General features: G+C 40.3%; 17 protein-coding genes. 5 read left to right on the top strand and 12 right to left on the bottom strand.

The window, feature by feature from the left end; genetic code table 11:
• Positions 1-230: 230 nt before the first annotated feature.
• The gene (locus ABWO12_RS07935) at positions 231-464 is read right to left on the bottom strand and encodes a hypothetical protein (protein WP_353088228.1); all 234 of its coding nucleotides are present in this window, start codon (positions 462-464) and stop codon (positions 231-233) included.
• A 207-nt stretch (positions 465-671) separates the two neighbouring features.
• Here ABWO12_RS07935 and ABWO12_RS07930 point away from each other — a divergent pair, with 207 nt between their 5' ends.
• From ABWO12_RS07930 to ABWO12_RS07915, 4 genes are all read left to right on the top strand, one after another.
• Positions 672-917: a hypothetical protein gene (locus ABWO12_RS07930; RefSeq protein WP_353088226.1), complete on the top strand. Its 246-nt coding sequence runs from the start codon at positions 672-674 to the stop codon at positions 915-917.
• 39 nt (positions 918-956) lie between these two features.
• On the top strand, positions 957-1,847 hold the full coding sequence (locus ABWO12_RS07925; protein ID WP_353088225.1) for an RHS repeat domain-containing protein: 891 nt from the start codon (positions 957-959) through the stop codon (positions 1,845-1,847).
• Complete coding sequence (locus tag ABWO12_RS07920) at positions 1,813-2,478, top strand: hypothetical protein (protein ID WP_353088223.1); 666 nt, start codon at positions 1,813-1,815, stop codon at positions 2,476-2,478. The genes ABWO12_RS07925 and ABWO12_RS07920 overlap by 35 nt, the downstream gene beginning before the upstream one ends.
• Positions 2,479-2,810: 332 nt before the next feature.
• Positions 2,811-3,836 carry a fibrobacter succinogenes major paralogous domain-containing protein gene (locus ABWO12_RS07915; RefSeq protein ID WP_353088221.1) on the top strand — a complete coding sequence of 342 codons (1,026 nt, stop codon included), beginning with the start codon at positions 2,811-2,813 and terminating at the stop codon, positions 3,834-3,836.
• 564 nt (positions 3,837-4,400) lie between these two features.
• Here ABWO12_RS07915 and ABWO12_RS07910 read toward each other — a convergent pair.
• The 11 genes from ABWO12_RS07910 to ABWO12_RS07860 all read right to left on the bottom strand — a co-directional run bounded on the left by ABWO12_RS07910 (position 4,401) and on the right by ABWO12_RS07860 (position 19,434).
• Positions 4,401-5,606, bottom strand: coding sequence for a BaiN/RdsA family NAD(P)/FAD-dependent oxidoreductase (locus tag ABWO12_RS07910; RefSeq protein ID WP_353088219.1), 1,206 nt, complete (start codon positions 5,604-5,606; stop codon positions 4,401-4,403).
• The gene (locus tag ABWO12_RS07905) at positions 5,603-6,262 is read right to left on the bottom strand and encodes a glycerophosphodiester phosphodiesterase (RefSeq protein WP_353088217.1); all 660 of its coding nucleotides are present in this window, start codon (positions 6,260-6,262) and stop codon (positions 5,603-5,605) included. Before ABWO12_RS07905 ends, ABWO12_RS07910 begins: the two co-directional genes overlap by 4 nt.
• On the bottom strand, positions 6,262-7,125 hold the full coding sequence (locus tag ABWO12_RS07900) for a cupin-like domain-containing protein (RefSeq protein WP_353088216.1): 864 nt from the start codon (positions 7,123-7,125) through the stop codon (positions 6,262-6,264). The genes ABWO12_RS07905 and ABWO12_RS07900 overlap by 1 nt, the downstream gene beginning before the upstream one ends.
• 108 nt (positions 7,126-7,233) lie before the next feature.
• Positions 7,234-8,889, bottom strand: coding sequence for an alpha-amylase family glycosyl hydrolase (locus ABWO12_RS07895; protein ID WP_353088215.1), 1,656 nt, complete (start codon positions 8,887-8,889; stop codon positions 7,234-7,236).
• 2 nt (positions 8,890-8,891) lie between these two features.
• Positions 8,892-11,270: a glycoside hydrolase family 31 protein gene (locus ABWO12_RS07890; RefSeq protein ID WP_353088213.1), complete on the bottom strand. Its 2,379-nt coding sequence runs from the start codon at positions 11,268-11,270 to the stop codon at positions 8,892-8,894.
• Positions 11,271-11,334: 64 nt separating this feature from the next.
• Positions 11,335-13,161 (bottom strand): glycoside hydrolase family 13 protein, encoded by a 1,827-nt coding sequence (locus tag ABWO12_RS07885; protein ID WP_353088212.1) that lies wholly within the window; start codon positions 13,159-13,161, stop codon positions 11,335-11,337.
• Positions 13,162-13,189: 28 nt separating this feature from the next.
• Complete coding sequence (locus ABWO12_RS07880; RefSeq protein ID WP_353088211.1) at positions 13,190-13,597, bottom strand: GxxExxY protein; 408 nt, start codon at positions 13,595-13,597, stop codon at positions 13,190-13,192.
• A 106-nt stretch (positions 13,598-13,703) separates the two neighbouring features.
• Positions 13,704-16,004 (bottom strand): maltose phosphorylase MdxK, encoded by a 2,301-nt coding sequence (gene mdxK, locus ABWO12_RS07875; RefSeq protein WP_353088209.1) that lies wholly within the window; start codon positions 16,002-16,004, stop codon positions 13,704-13,706.
• A 54-nt stretch (positions 16,005-16,058) separates the two neighbouring features.
• Complete coding sequence (gene pgmB / locus ABWO12_RS07870; protein ID WP_353088207.1) at positions 16,059-16,712, bottom strand: beta-phosphoglucomutase; 654 nt, start codon at positions 16,710-16,712, stop codon at positions 16,059-16,061.
• Positions 16,705-18,225 (bottom strand): MFS transporter, encoded by a 1,521-nt coding sequence (locus ABWO12_RS07865; protein WP_353088205.1) that lies wholly within the window; start codon positions 18,223-18,225, stop codon positions 16,705-16,707. Before ABWO12_RS07865 ends, pgmB begins: the two co-directional genes overlap by 8 nt.
• Positions 18,226-18,411: 186 nt before the next feature.
• Complete coding sequence (locus tag ABWO12_RS07860; protein ID WP_353088203.1) at positions 18,412-19,434, bottom strand: LacI family DNA-binding transcriptional regulator; 1,023 nt, start codon at positions 19,432-19,434, stop codon at positions 18,412-18,414.
• A 227-nt stretch (positions 19,435-19,661) separates the two neighbouring features.
• On the opposite strand from ABWO12_RS07860, the gene ABWO12_RS07855 reads away from it, so the two are divergent.
• On the top strand, positions 19,662-21,040 hold a 1,379-nt coding region (locus ABWO12_RS07855), incomplete at its 3' end, for a carboxypeptidase-like regulatory domain-containing protein (protein WP_353088201.1).

The following is a 21,040-nucleotide window of genomic DNA, read 5'->3' as shown; positions in this document are numbered from 1 at the left end:
ATACATTGATTTTTAAATAATTAACTATTGTAAATGATTAAAATGTGTTTCTTGATAAGAATTTAGAAAATAAAATATTAAAATAATGTCAAGTTTTTAATTAGACTCTAATGAAAAACCTCGATAGTACGGATCCAGATGAAATGATAAAATATAATTTCATTAAACAATAAATATGTAATAAACCCTGAGCCATCACTCGGGGTTTATCATTTAAAAACTATATTTTTCTAAAGCAAAGCAGCGTTATTATTAAAGAAATCTTTAAACTTTTTAGTAGTAAGCATTTTATCAATAATAGCAAAAACAATACTTCTGTCTTTATCTTCCAGCTCTTGTATTAAGCGTAATTGCTCCATTGCGGTTTTGTCTTCAATCACTACTTCTGTAGGCACTTCATTATTGGGGTGTACTATTTTATCAATGGTAATACTACATAAAAAATTAGTTTCTCTATTGCTCATTTCAAAAAGCGAAACTGATTTTTATTTTTTAACCAAGAAAATCGTTACCATCTTTTGCATTTTCCGATAATCCTATTTTTAGATTTGAAGATTATATTAAATTAATTTCATGGCTCTCATTTGGAGCCATGAAATCCTAAGAAACTGCAAGAAGCCCAAAAAACAGATTTACAAAGCTATGCCGACCTACTCAAAAGAGGAACTATAGTGTACAAAGACTACAAACCAGTTCCACTAGCCGAGCAAGAAAAGGCATTGGCTGATGAAAATAAAACTGATAACGAGGATAACTCCTCTTATTTGAAAAATTTGGGAGAGGAACGAGCAGCACGACGATCAACTTTATATTATTACCATCCCGATCATCTAGGCACCAGCACAGCTTTGACCGATTTTAATGGAAATGCGTACCAATTTTTCTTAAATTTACCTTTTGGAGAAATCGAAGATTAATCGAACACCACTGAAAATAAGAGCAAAGTGAGATAAACCATGGCGCAGCAGTTGGGTAGCAATTATTACAATTCGCCCTATAAGTTTAATGGTAAGGAGTTGGATGAAGAAACAGGGCTGTACTATTACGGCGCTCGGTACTATGACCCAAAAGTGAGTATTTGGTTAAGTGTTGATCCATTGACAGAATTAACGCCTGATTGGACTCCTTACAGATTTTGTTTTAATAATCCTCTGAAATATGTAGATCCAGATGGTAAGACTGAAGGAGAAAGCCCGATTTTTGATGATAATACTGGTGAGTTTCTGGGTGTAGATAATAAAGGGTTTCTCAGAGGAGAGGTACTTTTTATGAGTAAGGAAAAATATGAATCTTTGACAAGTCAGGCTGGGGGTAAAAAAATTGAACACTCTGTTGCAGTTGAAAATAGTACTTCAATTGCAGATTTGCCTGAAACAGAAAAAGGATTTAAACTCTTTACCAAGGCAGTTGACTATATTTCAAAAAAACTCTATGCTCTTTTTTATCATGAAAATAGCATAGAACAAAATTTATTTGGAAATTCTGTTCAAGTTTATTCAAAAAGACTTGGAATAAAAACTGAAAAAGCAGGTGATCTTGGAGGTGATATTGGATTAAGTGTTTGTGTGTTAAATAATTTGGATAATCCTCAAAAGAGTATTCATCAGATTACTTTTGGTTTTGATCACAGAAAAAAATACTTAAATACTGCGCCAAACATTTTTTCTTTATTTGAACATGAATATCAATTTCATGGTGTAATGGGTTTAAGACAAAAAATAGGTGAGTATAATATTCATGGTGAAGTATACAAAAGACAGGCAAATACTTTTAATTTTAAAAATTATGTGACAGGTGATTATAAAAGATTAGTTGAAAACAGAAATAAGTATTACAATGATAAATAAAAATAAAAATTTATTGATTAGTGCTTCAGTTGTTGTATTGATAAATATTGTGTTTTATTCCATTTTTTTTAAAGAAGATAAATATCATGATAATGATTACAGTCTTAATCTTGTTAAATATGATATTTTTTTGAATAAAAGAAATTTTGATAACTTAAAAAAAATTGAAAACAAATTGATATTTGAAGTTAAAGCTACTTCAAAAAGTAATAATAACTTTTTTTTTGCTTGCAAAGCTAACTTTAAAGATAATAGGAATAAATCAAGACTATTTATTTTTGACACTTTGAGAGTCGCAATCATAGAGTTATATAGTTATTCGATGCCCTTAATTGATAATGATACTTCAACCATTTATATTGATGTTGACTTAAACAAAAACAAAACTTTTTTTAATTTAAATAATATAGAAGTTCATAACTACTTTGAAATAGAAAAAAATATTCTTAAAGTAGTAAATCAATCAAAAATTTTATATTTTCAAAATACTTTTGATAAACAGCACTTCAGATTAGAAAAAAAGGAGATTATGAGTATTAGTTCTAATCCTAAGGTGATAGAAAAGAATTTGATTAATACAAAAGATAGAGGTTGTTCAGTAAAAAAATTCAAATCAATAGAAATTAATTAAAATTTGTTATGCTAAAGTACCGCTACATAAAAAATTAGTTTCTCTATTGCTCATTTTAAAAAAGCGATACTGATTTTTATTTTTTAACCAAGAAAATCGTTACCATCTTTTGCATTTTCCGATAATCCTATTTTTAGATTTGAAGATTATATTAAATTAATTTCATGGCTCTCATTTGGAGCCATGAAATCATTAAATTTGTAATGCAATACTTTCTTTACAAGAGTTACTTTACTGCGTTGTGTTTGTTTATTCTACTCGTAAATTAGTTGTGTTGTCTATTTATTTTTTTTTATATTTGTTTTTAGTTAATATGTAATGCTTTACACCTCATGAAAAATTTTTTAATTGTAGTTTTTATCTCCCTTTTTTTAGTTAGTTGTAGTAATAGTGAAAATAATTCTGGGGCAAATGCGTCTGAAGTTTTGCGGGTCGAAACCTATAGTGTGACTAATATTTCTTTTACTGGAGCTAGATGTTTTAGTACCGTGACATCAGGTCTGAGTATTTTGCAGGAGATTGGGGTGTGTTGGAGTACTTCACCCAATCCAACCATTTCTGGAGCACATGTTGTTGGTGTACTGAATCCTTTAACTGGATTTTATTACAGTGACATTAGTTCATTGACTTTAAATACAAATTATTTCCTCAGAACGTATGCAAAAGACACGGAAGGAAATGTTACTTACAGTCAGCAGACTACTTTTACCACTTTAAATTTAATTTCAAGTGCTGGAAGTGGAGTTAATGATATTGATGGTAAATCGTATTCAACTGTAATTATCAATGGTAAAGAATGGATGAAAGAGAATTTAAGTGTCACAAAATATAGAAATGGAGATGTAATACCACAAGTTACCGACATCAATCAATGGGATAACTTAACAACAGGTGCATGGTGTTATTACGAAAACAATTCTGCCAATGGAACCACTTATGGTAAATTATATAACTGGTATGCGGTAAACGATCCGAGAGGTCTAGCTCCAAATGGGTGGCATGTTCCAACAGCCAATGAATGGTCTTCTTTATCCACGTTTTTAGGTGGTGATGCTGTGGCGGGAATCAAAATTAAAGATGATTCGGGAACCTACTGGGAAGTGACCACTGCTTTTTCAAATAATCAGTCTGGTTTTACTGCACTACCAGCAGGTACGGGCTATTTAAACTACCATACGATTCCCGCACCAACTCTAGCAGATGTTTTTAAAAATAAAGCTAAATCGGCTTATTGGTGGACTTCAACTTCTAATGGAGATTTGGCCTATTCTAGGGAAGTACATAGCACATCTTTAGGTCTATCAAGTAGTGGTTTGTTAAAAAAGAGTGCTTTATCTGTTAGGTGTGTTAAAAACTAACTAAATTCTAAGATATCACTTAACGATTCAAATTTTTTTAATGAGCAATACTATTTCCACTACTTTTTAAAATTTGTATTCCGTTTATTTTACTCAACGGTTTGGATTGTTTCGACATTTATAAAGATTTTGGATTTTACTTTACGAAAGAAAAATAGTAACCACCCGCGAGGGTGGTTTTTTTTTATTCGGACATCGCTATTGCGACTTCATCAAGGGTGCGAAGTTGAGGCTGCATTCGAAAACGTACTAGTGGCGAAAGTAGTCTTTGTTGTGTCATCTCCAGTTTTATTTATGTATTGACCGACTTCACATAAATTTGTTGTAAGCTCCCCATTGGGGGCTAGTCAACAGTGTTCAGTCATCAGTCATTATTTAATTTGAAATTGTAATTCTCCCCCTTTGGGGGCTGGGGGGCTAGCTATCAGCAATTAGATTTCTTAATTCCCAAAGTAATGTACTTCCCTAATTAGAGTTGACCGTTTTTAAACATTATTTTCATTGTTAAAAATAGTAATTGATTTTTGCTCAAAAGTACTTTTGAGTAGCACTGTACAACTGCGCCTACACATTATTGGCAATGATAAATCCGCCTGTCCATGCATTTTGAAAATTAAATCCTCCGGTTATGGCATCGATGTTTACTACTTCACCGGCAAAGTACAGATGAGGTAACAATTTACTTTCCATGGTTTTGAAATTCACTTCTTTCAAATCAATGCCTCCTGCCGTTACAAATTCCTCTTTAAAAGTACTTTTTCCATTCACTTGGAATTGACCGTGCGTGAGTTGTTCGGCCAATTGTTGGAGTTGTTTGTTGGTCACATCGGCCCATTTTTGTTCGTCTGCAATTCCGGCGGCTTGCACCAAATTGTCCCAAAGTCGGTTGGGTAGGTCTACAGGAGCTTTTCGGGCTACCTTTTTTTTGGAATGTTCCCCTCGAATCGTTTTCAACAAAGCCACACAAGATTCCCGATCTTCCTCGGGGAGCCAATTAATCACTACCGTACATTGGTATTTTTTTTCAGCTAAAATGCGCGCCCCCCAGGCGGATAACCGTAAAATTCCCGGCCCACTCATGCCCCAATGGGTGATGAGCAACGGTCCTGTGGCGCTGAGTTTTGTGCCTGCAACCGATACGATAGCCGGTGTCGATAACCCCATGAGGTCTTTGATGCGACTGTCTTTGCAATTGAACGTAAAAAGCGACGGTACTGCCTCAACGATGGTGTGCCCTAATTGGGCAAGTAGTTCCCAAATTTTAGGGTTGCTTCCTGTGGTAATCACCACTTTTTCTGCCGAATAGTGTTCGTTTTGGGTTTCTATTTTCCAATAATTTTCACCGCGGAATATCGATTGGACACTTTGTTGGGTGAGCACTTGAATATCCAATTGCCGGGTGGCTTTTAGAAAACAATCTATAATCGTTTCTGAAGAATCGGTGGTGGGAAACATCCTGCCATCTTCTTCAATTTTTAAGCTTACGCCATGTTGTTCAAACCATGCTATCGTGTCGCCCGTGCAGAATTGATTGAAAGGCCCCAACAATTCTTTTTCCCCACGAGGATAATTTTTTACCAAATCGGAAGGTACAAAGCAAGCATGGGTAACATTGCAACGCCCGCCCCCGGAGATACGAACTTTAGACAAGACCTCCTTGCCGCGTTCTAAAATCGCCACTTTTAAATGCGGATGTTTTTCTACCAAATTAATGGCGGTAAAAAATCCAGCAGCGCCACCTCCCACCAAGATCACATCATAGTGCTTCATAAACGATCGGGGAAATCTGAAATGATACCTTCTACTTGCCACGCTTTTAACGTTTGTATCCTCTCGGGGTCGTTTACGGTCCAAGGAATAACTTTAATGCCGTGCTGTTGTATCGATTTCACCGCTTCAAAAGTAAGTAATTTATGGTCGGGATGCAGACTGAAAGCGCCAATCTTTTGGGCAAATTGAATTGCTGCTTCCAGATTTTCTTCGGTCAAAACGCCCAATCGATAGGCGGGATGTAGGTCTCTAAGGGTTTCCAATATGTGCCAATCAAATGCCGAAAGTATACACTTGGCATTCGCAAACGTATGGGCCTTTACACCTTGTTCAAGGAATTGAAGAACGGGTTGTAATGCCGCTTTTTCTTTGATTTCAATATTGAGCAAACAACGGTTGGCCACAAGGTTGTAGACCGCTTCGAGGGTGGGAATGCCCATTTGTTGTAAATCTGCGCTGTTGTAGTCTTTTACCCAACCCGATGCAGCGGTCGTTCGGTCTAGGGTAGCATCGTGGATCACCATAGCTTGTTGATCAAGGCTTACACGAACATCGAGTTCGATACCTTCTACCCCGAGGCCCAACGCTTTTTCAAAGGAAGTTAGGGTGTTTTCTAGGGCGTATCCACATGCCCCGCGATGTCCAATGCGCCACATTATCGAACGAGAGCATTGGTGCGACGGAAGGCTTCTTCGTCTTTGTAATCCAACCAGGCTTGTCCTTTCCGTTTCCGCATCCAGTTGTCGTAATTACGGCGAAGAAATACATTGGTAAACGCTTCCGCAAGATTGCCCGGTTTGTGTGCCAATGAGCGAAGACTCAAGGAGAACCCCGGCGTAAGGTATTTCATATAGTGCCACCACCCTTCGGGCATGTACAACATTTCTCCGTGTTTGAGATGGGTGATGTAGGGTTTTACTTTTTGCAATGCAGGGAATCTGTCGAAATCGGGCCGATCAAAATCAATGTCCTCATTGCAAATCCAAGAATAGGGGAGTCGGTACATGTATTTGGATTCCCGCGGATCGACCATCACGCATTGTTTTTCACCATTGAAATGAAAATGAAAAATATTGGCCAAATCAATGTCATAATGCATGAACACTTTAGAATCTTCACCCCCAAAAAAGACGAGGGGAAACCCTTTGAAGAGCCGAACACCGAAGTCAGGCCATTTGATATCGGCTTTCAATTGGGGAGCATCTTTGAATAAATTGTACAAAAATATACGCAAATCGGTGGGCCCTTTTTCCAAGATGTCCAAGTATTCGTTCATGGTCATCGTAAAATCGGGCTCGTTGACTTTTTTGGTATAATCGGTTTTTCGGCTGTCATACAATGGAACGGTCGTATGTCCCGCTTCTTGACGGATGTATGCTAAATTCCATTTTGAAAAGGCAGGCCAGTCCTCAATTTGGTTGGTGATGACTACGGGTTTTTGTTTGGCGTAGTAATTTTTTAAAAACTCTTCTTTGGTTAACTTTTCAACCCGTTCTATTTCAATATATTCAAATCCCATAGGCGTTCGGATTATAATACAACGCAAAGTTATCGAAATGTTAAGTCGATATTCTTAACGAAATGTGAATTTTACCCACAAAAAAACCGACTAAAAAGTCGGCTTTCTTTACATCTTTTCCAAAAGGACAATCATGTAATCGGTGGTCAACGTGATTTTTCCCTCGGTCACGGTCGCTATTTTCCCCGAATAGGCATCGCGTAAACGGGTTCCATTGGGGAAGTGTGGTCCCACAGGGATGGTTTTGGTTCCTGTATTGAGTTGTAAGCCCACAACTACATGGTCTTCGAACGCTTCTTTTTGAAAACTACGGCTGAACACATAAGGCGTAGCTGAAATTTGTTGGTGCACTCCAGCACCAATGGCGGGATGGGTTCGTCGGAAGCGGCCGAGTTTTTGCCAATGCTCCAACACCGCCTGACGGTAAACATCGGTGGCCATTTCTTTCCAATTCATAAAGGATCGTAAGGTAGCGTCTCCTTGAGTGCCGGGAATGTCGAGCGGACGAACGCTTTCATCACCATAATAGACCTGAGCGATACCAGGAGCTAGCAGTAGTTTTGTTCCACTTTCAAACGGACGAACTCGTTTTTTATCAAAAGGCCAACTGTCGTCGTGTGAGGAAACGTAGTTCATGACGGTGTATCCTTTTAAATCATTTTGCAAAAGTGTATTGTACTTCGAAAAGAGCGGCTCAAAATCCATATTGGCTTCATTGCGAAAATCAAAGTTGATTAAGCCGTCAAAACCATGTTCAAAGTAATTTACTTTTTTATCGCCATAGTCGTAATACTGCTTGCCGCCGATGTAATAGCCATAGACTTCACCCACCATAAAGAAGGGATTGTTGTCTAAGACTTTTTTATGGTTATTTTTTTTATAGGTGGCAAAGGCTTGGTCGCAAACTTTTTTGAAATCGGCCCAAACATCCTCGGTCGTATGCTTTGCTGTATCCACCCGGTAGCCGTCGATACCAAAATCAGTGATGTAATCTGCGAGCCATTTCATGATGTAATACCGAGGCGCTCGGGGATAGCCCGTTTGTTTAAAAAACGCATCGAGTTCCTTCATTTCCTGTTCGTAACGGCCTTCTTTTTTCCATTTTTCAACCAAAAAAGGAGGAAGTTCGACATTGGCTTTGCTTTCCGTTTTAACATCGGGAAGATTTTCTACCAAGGTACAGTTGATGTTGGAGTCGTACGAATTGTATTGGCATTTGGGACTCGTACGCACCCAATCGTTGGGATAAACGGAATCCTCAGCCGTAACCGGTCCGGAGTGGTTAATGACGGCGTCCAAAATAATTCGAATACCGCGCGCATGGGCTTTGCTTACCAATTCGGCCAAATCTTTTCGCGTACCAAAATTGGGGTCAAGCGCGGTCCAGTCTCTGGTCCAATACCCATGAAAACCATAGGAGAATCCGGTGCCTTCGTCGACTCCATCATGGATTTGCTCTACAATAGGGGTCATCCAAATGGCGTTGATGCCGAGTTTGTCAAAATACCCTTCGTCAATTTTTTGGATTACGCCTCGTAAATCACCGCCTTCAAAACCTCGTAATTTCCCTGCAGGTTTTGTGCGGTTGTACTGTTTATCGTTGGTGCGATCGCCATTGTTAAAACGGTCGGTCAGTAGAAAATAAACATTGGCACTTTCCCAATAAAAAGGGGTTTTCGGTGCGGCTGGTTTGGTTCGGTTTTGCGCCAATGTTAACGCGTTAGCCCCAACCAAAAGGGCAAGAGTAAAAAGGATTTTTTTCATAGTTAGCGGACAATCGTTAGGCTCGTTTTACTTTGATTATGTTGGTACAAGAACGTGAGTTTTTTGGTTTTTGCTTCCCATTGAAAAGGGATCGCTAGGCCGTTTTGAGTTATTTTTTTGGGCTTGATGACCACATTATATAGCGTTATGGTTCCCTTTTTTTCAGAAACGTTCGGGACAGAAGTGGTTTCGTTTTGCGAAAAGGTGAGTACAATTTTTTTGTCGTCAGCCTTCCAATTGGCGCGAAGCAATTCATGATTTTGGGTGGCTGTATTGGCGTTGGGCGTTGTGCCATCGTCAAAATAGAAGGTGCGTTCAGACACTCCATTTCCGTCTACATAAGCGATAAAATTTAGTGCGTTGTTTTGGTATAAAGTCGTGTTTTGCACCACCACTGTCATGGGTAGTAAGGTGTTTGCGCGAACGAAGGTTGGAATGTACTCTTCGGCAACTTTTACCGTTGCTTTTTTACCGCCTGCAAATTTTTTATGGGTGTAAAAATCAAACCAATTTGCCGTTTTAGGGAAGTACACTTCGGTTTGTGTTACGCCGGGATTTACAATGGGTTTGATCAAAAAATCTTTACCCCATAGATAGGTGTCTGCAACGGTTTGCAGCGATTCATTTTGGGGTTCTTCAAAAAACAACGGACGCATCAAGGGCAATCCCGTTGTGCTGTTTTCGTAGGCTAAGGTATAGTTGTAGGGTAACAACTGATAGCGCAGCTCGACTGATTTTTTGGCTTTGGCTTTGGTAACTATATCTTTTCGCGCCACTTCAGAAGCTACATCGTCTTGGGCATGGGGTCGGAAAATGGGATTGAATACACCATATTGCAACCAGCGGAGATACAATTCGTTATCAAAATAATCGCCAGCAAATCCCCCGAGGTCGCTGTGCATATAGCCTAAACCTTGCATTCCCATTTGAAGGGCAATTTCCATCTGACTCTGCAAACCACCCCATGTGCGATTCACATCCCCGCTCCACGGAATCATGCCGAAGCGCTGTGAACCCGAATATCCGGCTCGCATGAGGATAAACGGACGTTGGTTTGGAAAATCTTTTTGGTATCCTTCAGCGATGAGTTGCGCCCATCGGTGGCCATAAATGTTGTGCACTTCATCGGCTTTTCCTGCGGCGGTCATCACTTTAGAAGGGAACACTTCGGGTTCGCCCAAATCGCCCCAAATCCCGCCCATACCTTGGTTGATCAGGCGTTTGTAAATTGCCCAAAACCACTCTTTTCCTTCGGGTTTGAAGACATCAACAATGCCTGTATTTCCAAAGTAAAAGTCCCAAACCGCTGGGGTTCCATTTTTAAATGTAGCCAATGCTTTTTTGTCGACGGTTTCTTGCCATTTTTGAGAGGTCGTTAAAATGAAGGGTTCTGTGATCAATACGGTTTTCACTCCTTTGGCTTTAAGGTCGGCCATCATTTTCTCGGGTTCGGGAAAGGTCTCTTTGTCCCAATCCAAATTGCCCATCGTGCCTTTGATGGTTTTACCAAACCAATACAAGTCGAGAATAATCGCATCGACTGGAATTTTATCGGTTTCAAATTTTTGAATGGTTTTGTCTACTTCTTCTTGAGAGCGGTAGCCAAAACGTGAGGCAAAATTTCCCAAAGCCCAGCGCGGTGGTAGGGGTTGACGGCCGGTGAGTTCGGTATAGTTTTGAATCAATTCGGGCCAACTTCCTCCGACGACCACTTGATACGTTTTACGTCCGGAGATGGTTTCGTATTGTAAGGAATTATTTTTTTGGCTGTCCAAGTCCAAATGCCCGATGGCGGGATTGTCAAAATGCACCAAATATTGTTTGGAAGAAAGTACCACCGGGAGGCAGAAATTCATCAATTCGGCACGCGTTTCATAGCCATAATGCGCGCGATTGTAGAGTGCCAAACGATTGCCGCGACGGTTCATGCCTAGCGCACGTGCGCCGCCGCCGTATAATTTCTCTTCGGCGGTTAGGTTGAAATCCAAGACCTCTGTTGAATCTTTTTTGATATAACCCAAGCGCTCAGAAAGGATTAATTCGTTTTTTGGGGTGAAATATCGAATTTGAAACGGTTGTTTGGTGACCACCACTTTAATTTGAGGGGTGTTGAGGTAGAGTTCATTCCCCGATTCGGTGGCGGTATACGTTGGGTTGTGCGCCGACAAAAGCGTGGCATGCGAGATAGGATTAAACGTCTCCCCCGAAGGAATGAACGAGGTTTCAACGATTTGGTCGCTGAGTACTTTGATCAGGTAACGGCCGTCGGTTACCCCAATTTCAACACCAGCGGTGGTAGTGGTAAGGTTTGTAAATTTTCGGTTGGGATTTTGAGCCCATGCCAGACTTACGGTCAAAAAGAAGAAAAGTGTCTTTTTCATACGTTGGTTTTTAGCCCCGACCTGCCTAAAACGGCAGGCAAGTAGAGCGGGAAATAGCTCCTCATTATTGTAATTCCAAAATGAATCCTGATTTGGGTTCGATTTCGATGGGTTTACGAATGTCGAATGATTTTTGGGTTAAAATATCTTTTCCTTGCGCATATTTTGCTAGGTTTTCGGCAAATGGCTCCGGACTCACCGTTTGTTTTTCGTTGCTGTTGTTGATGAGCACCATTACGCTTTCTTTTTCGTTATGACGGAAGTAAACATAGACATTGTTTTCGGGAACATAGTGCGTAGTTTTTCCGGTGTGGATTACCTTTTTGGTTTTACGCCAATTGAATAATTGTGCGGTGATTTCGAAATATTTTTGTTGTTCGGGTGTACGTCCCGCTGGGGTAAATGCGTTTTGCGTATCCCCGGGCCAACCGCCAGGGAAATCACGACGGATATCCCCATCGCCTTTGTTTTTATCGCCTGCCATCCCAATTTCGGACCCATAATACAACTGTGGTATCCCGCGCATAGTGGAAAGGAGCATCATGGTAAGTTTGTATTTTTCAAATTCGGGGTAGAATTGATTGAGTCGTTGTGTATCGTGATTTTCTGCAAAAATGAGTAGATTGTTGATGTCGGGATACAAAAAGTCGCTGGCAAGACTGTTGTACACCCGAACGATTCCTTTTTGCCATTCGCTTTTGTCTTCGTGTAGCACTCCTTCGTTGAGAATGCTTTGAAGCATAAAATCCATGACGGATGGCAGGTACGAATTGTAGCTTTGAATCGCGGCCACTTTACTGTCCCTTTGCCAATAGGCGATTTGAGCGGTGCTGTACAACCATGCTTCCCCAACGATGTTGAAATTGGGGTATTCATCCATAATGGCTTTGGTCCAGGTTGCAATAGCATTTTTATCGGCGTAGGGGTAGGTATCTACACGGAAACCATCGAGGTCGGCGTATTCAATCCACCACAGTGCATTTTGAATCAAATAATTCAGCACCAATGGATTTGATTGATTGAGGTCGGGCATGGATTTTACAAACCAACCGTCCATACATATTTTGGCATCCAAAGCCGAAGCATTGGGGTCAAATTGCGTGGTCATGCGGTACGATGTTTGTTTATACCCAGGAAATTGGTGAATCCAATCGTAGGTAGGCAAATCGTCCATCATCCAATGTTTGTAGCCCCAATGGTTGGTGACATAATCTTTGATTAGTTTCATGTTGCGTTTATGCAATTCGTTGCTCAAGCGCACATAATCTTCGTTGGTTCCGAAGCGCTCGTCGATTTTGTATACATCCGATTGACCGTAGGTATGGTAAGAGCCTCTTTCGTCGTTGTCTTCACAAAGTGGCGTAGGCCAAATGGCGGTAGCGCCGAGTTCTTTGATGTAATCCAAATGTTGAATCATTCCTTCAATATCGCCTCCATGACGCCCGTCTTTGTTGACGCGATCGGCTTTTTCGATGAGATTGGGCGAAGAATCGTTGTTGGGATTCCCATTGGCGAAACGATCGGGCATGATCAGGTAAATCATATCGGAGCTATCAAAGCCTTTGCGCAACCCGGAATCCTTTTTACGGGCTTTGAGGGTATAGTTTTGGGTAAATGATTTTTTACCGTTTTTAAAGGAAAAGGTGAACGTGCCCGGCGCTACATTTTTGGTGTCGATAGTGACAAAAATGTAATTGGGATTTTCGGTTTTTTGTACGTTTTTGATGATGAGGTTGGTCGCACTCACTTCATTTTGGGCGATGTTTTTGCCATAGAACATAATCTGCACCTCTGAACGGTTCATGTCAGTGTACCAAAATGGGGGTTCGATTCGAGTGATTTGCGCGATACTTGAAATAGAGAGGAACAAGAAAAAAATAAGTTTTTTCATTTTTAAACATTAAGAGGTTCAGATGTATTTAAGATTCATTAAGCGCATAAAAATGTTCATTAGCGAATGGTTTTGTTGATTTAGTGATATTATGAGTAAAAAAATTAATTAATAGTCCTTGCGGCTTTTTCATTAATTTCATATTGGATAACAATTGCGCTTCATGAATTGGCAAAATACTTTCAACACTTTTAAATTCAACAATTACGATGTCGTTAACAAGTAGGTCAAGTCTTAATTCACTATTTATGATGCAATTTCTGTATTCAATTTGAAACGTTTTTTGAGTCTCTTCTTGACATCCTTTAAAGCTTAACTCTTCTTTGAGGCACTTTTCAAAAACATTCTCCAGTAAACCTGGTCCCAATACTTTGTGAACAGTAATTGCAAAGCCCACAAAAGCATAACTTAGCTGAGTAACCTCTTTTTTTGTCATTTTTTGGCGTTTAAATTGAGTGAATGGAATGGATGTAAAAAAGAAGTTAAGGTAATAAATGTTCATGAATTCCTTAACTTCTTAATTTTCTTAATGGTTCAAAATTTTACACGGTTACTAACCCATTAGGTTCCACGAGTACTTCTTTGCCAAAGACAAACACCCGAATGGGTTCGTTGCCTTCTAGGGCAAATTGGGTTTCGTTTTGACCAATGCTCACTTTCAAAATTTGATTTCTGAAATTGATTTTGAACGAATAGGCTTCCCATTGTGCTGGAATGCGCGGTTCGAAATGTAAGGCGTTGTCGCGCACACGCATACCGCCGAATCCTTCTACAATACTCATCCAGGTACCAGCCATGGAAGTAATGTGTAGCCCTTCTTCCACCTCTTTGTTGTAATCGTCTAAGTCCAAACGCGAAGTACGCAAGTAGAACGTATAGGCTTGTTCCATGCGACCTAAAACAGCGGCTTGAATGGAGTGCACGCAAGGGGAGAGCGAACTTTCATGTACCGTAAAGGGTTCGTAAAAGTCAAAATGTTTGGCCAATTCCTCTTTGGTAAAATGATCTTCAAAGAAATAAAACCCTTGCAGCGTATCGGCTTGTTTGATGTAAGGCGAACGCAAGATGCGGTCCCAAGACCATTTCTGGTTGATAGGGCGCTGACTCTTGTCTAGGTCGGCTACAGTGATGAGTTCTTTATCCAAGAAACCGTCTTGTTGTAAGTAGACTCCGTGTTTATCGGAATAGGCAAAATACATGTTGTCGGCTACTTTTTGCATGGCAGCACGTTCTTCGTCACTCAATTGAACTTTGGCCATGATGCGACTGTAATCAGCAGGATATTCAGCTTTTACGCGGTCGGTTTGCTCCAACGCATAGTCGATACACCATTTGGCAATGTAGTTGGTGTACCAGTTATTGTTGACATTATTTTCATATTCATTCGGACCCGTAACCCCCAAAATCACATATTGGTTGCGGTAGGTGGAGAAGGTCGAACGTTGGTGCCAAAAGCGGGCTATTCCTAAAAGCACTTCCAAACCTTTTTCGGGAATGTAACTGTAATCCCCAGTAAAACGGTAGTAGTTGAAAATGGCGAAGGCAATGGCGCCGTTACGGTGAATTTCCTCGAAGGTAATTTCCCACTCATTGTGGCATTCTTCGCCGTTCATGGTTACCATGGGGTAGAGGGCGGCTCCGTTTGTGAAACCGAGTTTACCCGCATTTTCAATGGCGCGGTCGAGTTGGTTGTAGCGGTAGGCTAATAAATTACGGGCGACTTGTTGGTCTTTGGTCGCCATGTAAAACGGAATACAGTAAGCCTCCGTATCCCAATAGGTCGAACCTCCGTATTTTTCACCGGTAAATCCTTTAGGGCCGATATTCAAACGAGAATCTTTTCCAAGATACGTTTGATTCAATTGGAAAATATTAAAACGAATACCTTGTTGGGCTTTTACGTCGCCTTCGATGGTGATGTCGCTCATATCCCAGATACGTGCCCAAGCTTCTTTTTGCAGGGATTCGTAGGCTTCAAATCCGTGTGCCAAGGCTTGATCGATTACATTTTCGGCGGCAACTTGGGTATTGTCATGATTCATGGACACTGTGTACCCTCCAATTTTCTGGATGGCAGCGGTTTGACCTTGCGGACAAGTGATCGCATACGAAAAAGCGACATGATCTTCTGTATTTGTAGCTTGTGGTGTGCTATTTTGGGGTGCGCCTTCAAGCAAAATAGTGTTGTGCATGAAGGTTGTTGCTGTAAAATGCGTTTTAAACGTACGCGCGGTTACAAATCCACGGTTATTGTGGTGGTGAACATCCAAAGGTTCCCAGAATTTTTCTTCCCAGTTGGCATCTTCATTGTGAACGCCTGCATCCAAATAGGGCTTGAATACGATAGCAGCAGCTCGGTTTACCGGTTTGATTTGGTAATTGATGAATCCGGCTTCGTCTAGATCAAGAGAAAGGAATCGACGTACGTTGACTTCGATCTCGGTTCCATTTTGTAGCGTCGCTTGAAATGTACGGGAATAGATGCCTTCCTTCATGTTGAGTTCACGACGGAAATGCGAAACTTGGGTGCATTTTGCTAAGTCCAATTCTTCCCCATCAATTTCGATATTGATACCGATCCAATTCGGGGCGTTTAACACTTTAGCAAAGTATTCGGGATAGCCGTTTTTCCACCAACCCACTTTGGTTTTATCGGGGTAGTAAACACCGGCAATATAACTTCCTTGAAATGTTTTTCCAGAATAGTACTCTTCAAAATTGGCCCGTTGGCCCATAGCACCATTCCCGATGCTGAACAAACTTTCCGATGATTTTACGCGTTCGGCATCAAATCCTTCTTCAATAATACACCAGTTGTCTGGTTTGATATAATCCTGATTCATTGTATTGGTTTTTGATTAAGGTTTTGGGTAGAAACCCTAATAATCTTCTATTTTCTAGGTGAGGAGCGATTCAATAAAAGAAGGCTCAATAAAGGTAAAGTCTATGAAATGGTAGTGGGCTTCTTTTAAAATAGCGGGATCCCCAATACCGATACTGGTCATGTGGGCAATGTTTGCGGCTTGAATACCCGCGACACTGTCTTCAAAAACAATAGAATTTTCATTGGTTACGCCAAGTAAACTGGCGGCTCGAACGAAAACTTCGGGATCGGGTTTGGCGTTGGTTACGTCATTCCCGTCTACAATCGCATCGAAAAAAGGCATGATATTGACTTTTTCCAAAATAGGTCGCGCATTTTTACTGGCAGATCCTAAAGCAATAAAGTGACCTTGGCTTCGAATGTATTCCAAGACAGGGAGCACTCCGGGTAAGATTTCATCCTCATCCATGTTTTCGATATAGGATAAATAATCTTGATTTTTTTTGATGAGCCAACGCTCTTTTTCTTCGTCGGTGGCGGTCAAGTTTCCGAGTCCAAGAATGATCTCAAGGGAACGTACTCGACTCACGCCTTTGAGTTCTTCGTTGTGTTCTGGCGTAAATTCGATGCCGAGTTCTTGGGCCAGTTTTTGCCAAGCTAGAAAATGATATTTCGCCGTATCGACAATAACCCCGTCAAGGTCGAAAATGAAAGCTTTCTTACTCATTGATGTTTATTTTACTGCTTGTCGTTACGGTTAGTGTTAAAAATCCAGCTAAAATCATGGAAATCCCCCCAATGATTAGAGCGTAAATAGGTTCGTTGTTGAAAAATGTTTTCACTAAAAACCCTAAAATTGTTCCGGCTACAATTTGAGGAATTACTACAAAAAAGTTGAAAACACCCATGTAATATCCCATCTTTTGTGCGGGTAATGCCCCTGAAAGCATCGCATAAGGTATGGAAAGAATACTAGCCCATGCAATTCCCACTCCAATCATGGCTAGAAGTAATCCTACTTTGTCGGAAAGGAAATAAATAGAGATGAGTCCGAATCCACCAAAAACAAGGGCCAACATGTGGGTAAATTTGTTGCTTGTTCTTTTTGCCAATACAGGAAGTAAGAAAGCAACTGCTGCCGCTACCCCATTGTATACGGTAAACATTACTGAAACCCAGTCGGCTGCATCATTGTAAATCTTTGATTTCGCATCTGTGGTTCCAAAAACATGACCTGTAACAGCGTTGGTGGTGTAAATCCACATAGAGAACAACGCAAACCAAGAGAAAAATTGAACCCAAGCCAATTGTTTCATCGTTTTGGGCATATTGAGTAAATCGGTAATAATGGTGGTAAATCCGTTGTTGATTTGTTTTTTACGCAATAGGGAAACCAACATAAAGAGCACCCCTGCGGTCAAGATTCCAATCGATAAAATGTATATTTCTTTGTGACTGTCTTTGGTCTTTTGGTTTAAATCATGCACAAAATAGGTTAGCAAAGAACCAATAATTGTAAGTACAAATCCAATAGTGCCCTGGCGCGACTCGCTACACGTTTTTTCAAGGGATACGTCACTGTGGTTTTCACTTCCTTTTTCAAAGGCATGGAGTTCTTCGGGGCTGTATTCTTTAGAACGAATAACGGTCCAAAGCACCGCAAGTAAAAAAACAATACCACCAATGTAAAACGACCATTTCACAGAAGGAGGGATGATGCCCTCTGGAGCTGTATTGGCTACATCAAACCAATTGGTAAAAATGTAGGGAAGGGCCGATCCTACTACTGCGCCTAGTCCAATGAAAAAGCTTTGCATAGAGAAGCCCAACGTGCGTTGTTGTTCGGATAAGTTATCCCCCACAAATGCACGAAAAGGTTCCATAGAAATGTTGATGGAGGAATCCATAATCCATAAGGTTCCTATCGCGACCCAAAGCGACGGAGAATTGGGCATAAAAATTAAAGCGATGGAGGAGAGAATAGCTCCCACTAGAAAATAAGGTCTCCTTCGGCCTAAACGCGTCCAGGTTCGGTCTGAAAAATAACCCACAATGGGTTGTATAATTAAACCCGTGAGCGGCGCAGCCAACCAATAAAGACCTATTTTATCTACTTCGGCACCTAACGTGTCAAAAATTCGTGAAGTGTTTGCATTTTGTAGGGCAAAACCAAACTGTATCCCTAGGAAACCAAAACTCATGTTCCAGATTTCCCAGAAACCTAACTTACGCTTTTCCATTATCGTGTAACGTATTGATTACTAAAACGATAAGCATAAAAAGCTTATCAAAACTTACTCATTTTTCGAAGTGCAAGTAAGCGTTTGATGTGGTAAAGATAAAAAAGTTTTGAAACTCGTAATTTTTTACCCCATTTTTTTGTAAAAACAGAGCAGCGAAAACGTTTTTTGTTGAAAAAAATAAAATTAAAGTGTAGATTCACGTTCCACCAAAGCCGTTTCAATAACTTCTGTTTTGTAATGTTCTTCGATTTCCATTTCTTCATTTTCGAGTCGATCGATAAGCATTTTGGCTGCTTTTTCACCCATCTTTACTCCATTCTGACTTACGGTAGAAATGCTAGGAGTGGAGTATTTCGAAATGATGCCGTCGGTAAACCCAATAATGGAAATGTCGTTTGGAATTTGGATTCCCAGTTTCCCGGCTATTTTAATGGCGGTTACAGCAAAAATTTCATTGACGGCAAAAATGGCTTCAGGTTGCTGTTCGCGGAGTAAAGTTTCAATTTGTGCGTCAAAATTATCCGTGTCTTCAATTTTCAAAATCAAATTTTGATCGACTTTCAAATCGTGGTCCATCATGGCTTTGGTGTAGCCATCGGTGCGTAATTTGCCCACACTCACGTAATCAACAGTGGTGATAAGCGCAATTTTCTTATAACCTTTGTGGATAAAAAAGCGCGTTGCGTTGTAGGCTGCTAAGTTATCGTCGATAATGACTTTGTCGCACAGAATATCGTTGGTCACTCGATCAAACATAACCACAGGCATCCCTTGATTGATTACTTCAGTGATGTGGTGAAAGTCCCTTCTTTGCTGCGTTTCTTTGGAGAGTGACATGATAAAACCATCAATACTTCCGCCCGCCAACATTTCCATGTTGATGACTTCTTTGTCAAACGATTCATCCGACAAACAAACCAGAACGTTGTACCCATTTTCGTTGGCCACATGTTCAACACCGCTGATTACTGTGGCAAAAAAGTGGTGGATAATCTCTGGAATAATGATGCAAATTGTTTTTGTTTTTTTATTCTTGAGACTTAGTGCGATATTGTTGGGTTTGTAGTTGTATAATTTGGCAAAAGCTTGCACTTTCTGTCGCGTATCTTCGCTTATTTCAGGGCTGTCGCGTAACGATTTAGAAACGGTTGATATGGATACATCCAATTCTTTAGCAATTTGCTTGAGCGTTACTTTCCTTTTCATGTCAATTTTTTATAAGCTGTTTAATTGCGAATAAAGGTAGCTTAAATTTTTTAGTCTATCAATTTTATCCTTAATTTTATGGTGCATTCTGAAAGTTTTCAACACGAAAACGTTTTCGGTGGTAGTATATTAAGGTGTCATTTTTTTAAACAAAAAATTATCCTAAATTTAACGCTTCGAAGTGCAAGTACAAGCAAAAAAACAAATTATTAACCTAAACAAAATGTATGAAAACAATTTATAACAAGTTGTTGTTTTTCTTGCTCCTTTTGCCGCTTTCCGTTTTGGCTCAAGCGACATTGGAGGGTAAGGTTGTGGATTCTAAATCCAACCAACCTCTTCCGGGAGTTAACGTGGTCGTCCAAGGCACACAGTCGGGCGTTTCCACAGACCTTGATGGTAATTTTAAAATCGGTAAACTTAAAAATGGAGATGTTTTAGTTTTCTCTTATGTCGGTTATAAGAGCCAATCCATCGAATTTAAAGGTCAAAAAAATGTAGCCGTTTCTATGGAAGAAGATTCCAATACTTTGCAAGAAGTAGTGGTGCAAGTGGGGTATGGTTCTGTTAAGAAAAAGGATGCCACGGGAGCGGTATCTGTTTTGGGAGTGAAAGACTTCAACAAAGGAGCGATGGTTTCTACCGACAACCTTCTTCAAGGTCGTGTGGCGGGGGTTACTATCAATGCGGGTGGTGGAGCGCCCGGAACAAACCCTGTAATTCGTATCCGTGGGGGTTCGTCGCTTAATGCTTCCAATGACCCCTTGATTGTAGTGGACAACTTTCCAATTTCAAATGCTACAAACACAGGCTCTACCTCTTTCTTAGCTTCTCTTAACCCCAATGACATTGAAAGTATTTCGGTGTTGAAAGACGCTTCAGCTACCGCGATTTACGGTTCGCGTGCTTCCAACGGGGTAATTTTGATTACTACCAAAAAAGGAGGTAAAAAATTATCAGTCGATTTTAATTCACAATACGGTTCGGGTTCGCTTGTACGTAAAGTAGACGTATTCAATGCCAATGAGTTCCGTAATTTAGTGGCCGCACAATTTCCTGGCGAAGTGGGCAAATTAGGTACAGCAAATACTGATTGGCAAGATGAAATCTACAGAAGAACAGACTTCATTGACTCCAACTTATCCTTACGAGGTAATTTATTTGGCAAAGTTCCTTCGCGTTTGTCGATAGGGAATACATATCAAGAAGGATTGCGTTTAACCAATAAATTTAATCGTAATACTATCTCTACTACATTGATGCCAAGTTTCTTTAATGATCACTTGAAAATTCGCGTGAATGCCAACTATACTATGGAGAACAACCGTTTTGCGGATGGGGTAGAAGGTTCAGCTATTACGTTTGACCCAACCCAACCTGTATATGATGCGGCTTCTCCTTTTGGTGGATTCTTTGAATACCGCAATGGGAACTTGTTAACTCCAAACGTGCAACGCAACCCTGTGGCGCAATTGATGATGACTTACGATACAGGTAGAAATCACCGTATTTTTGGTAATGTGGAAACGGAATATAAGTTTCATTTCTTCCCCAGCATGAAAGCGGTTGTGAACGTAGGGTTTGATGAATCCAATGGAGAGCGTAC

Source organism: Flavobacterium sp. (assembly GCF_040379285.1).
Lineage (GTDB): Bacteria > Bacteroidota > Bacteroidia > Flavobacteriales > Flavobacteriaceae > Flavobacterium.
The sequence above is the reverse complement of the archived record's forward strand: the minus strand, read 5'-3'. Positions and strand labels throughout refer to the sequence as shown.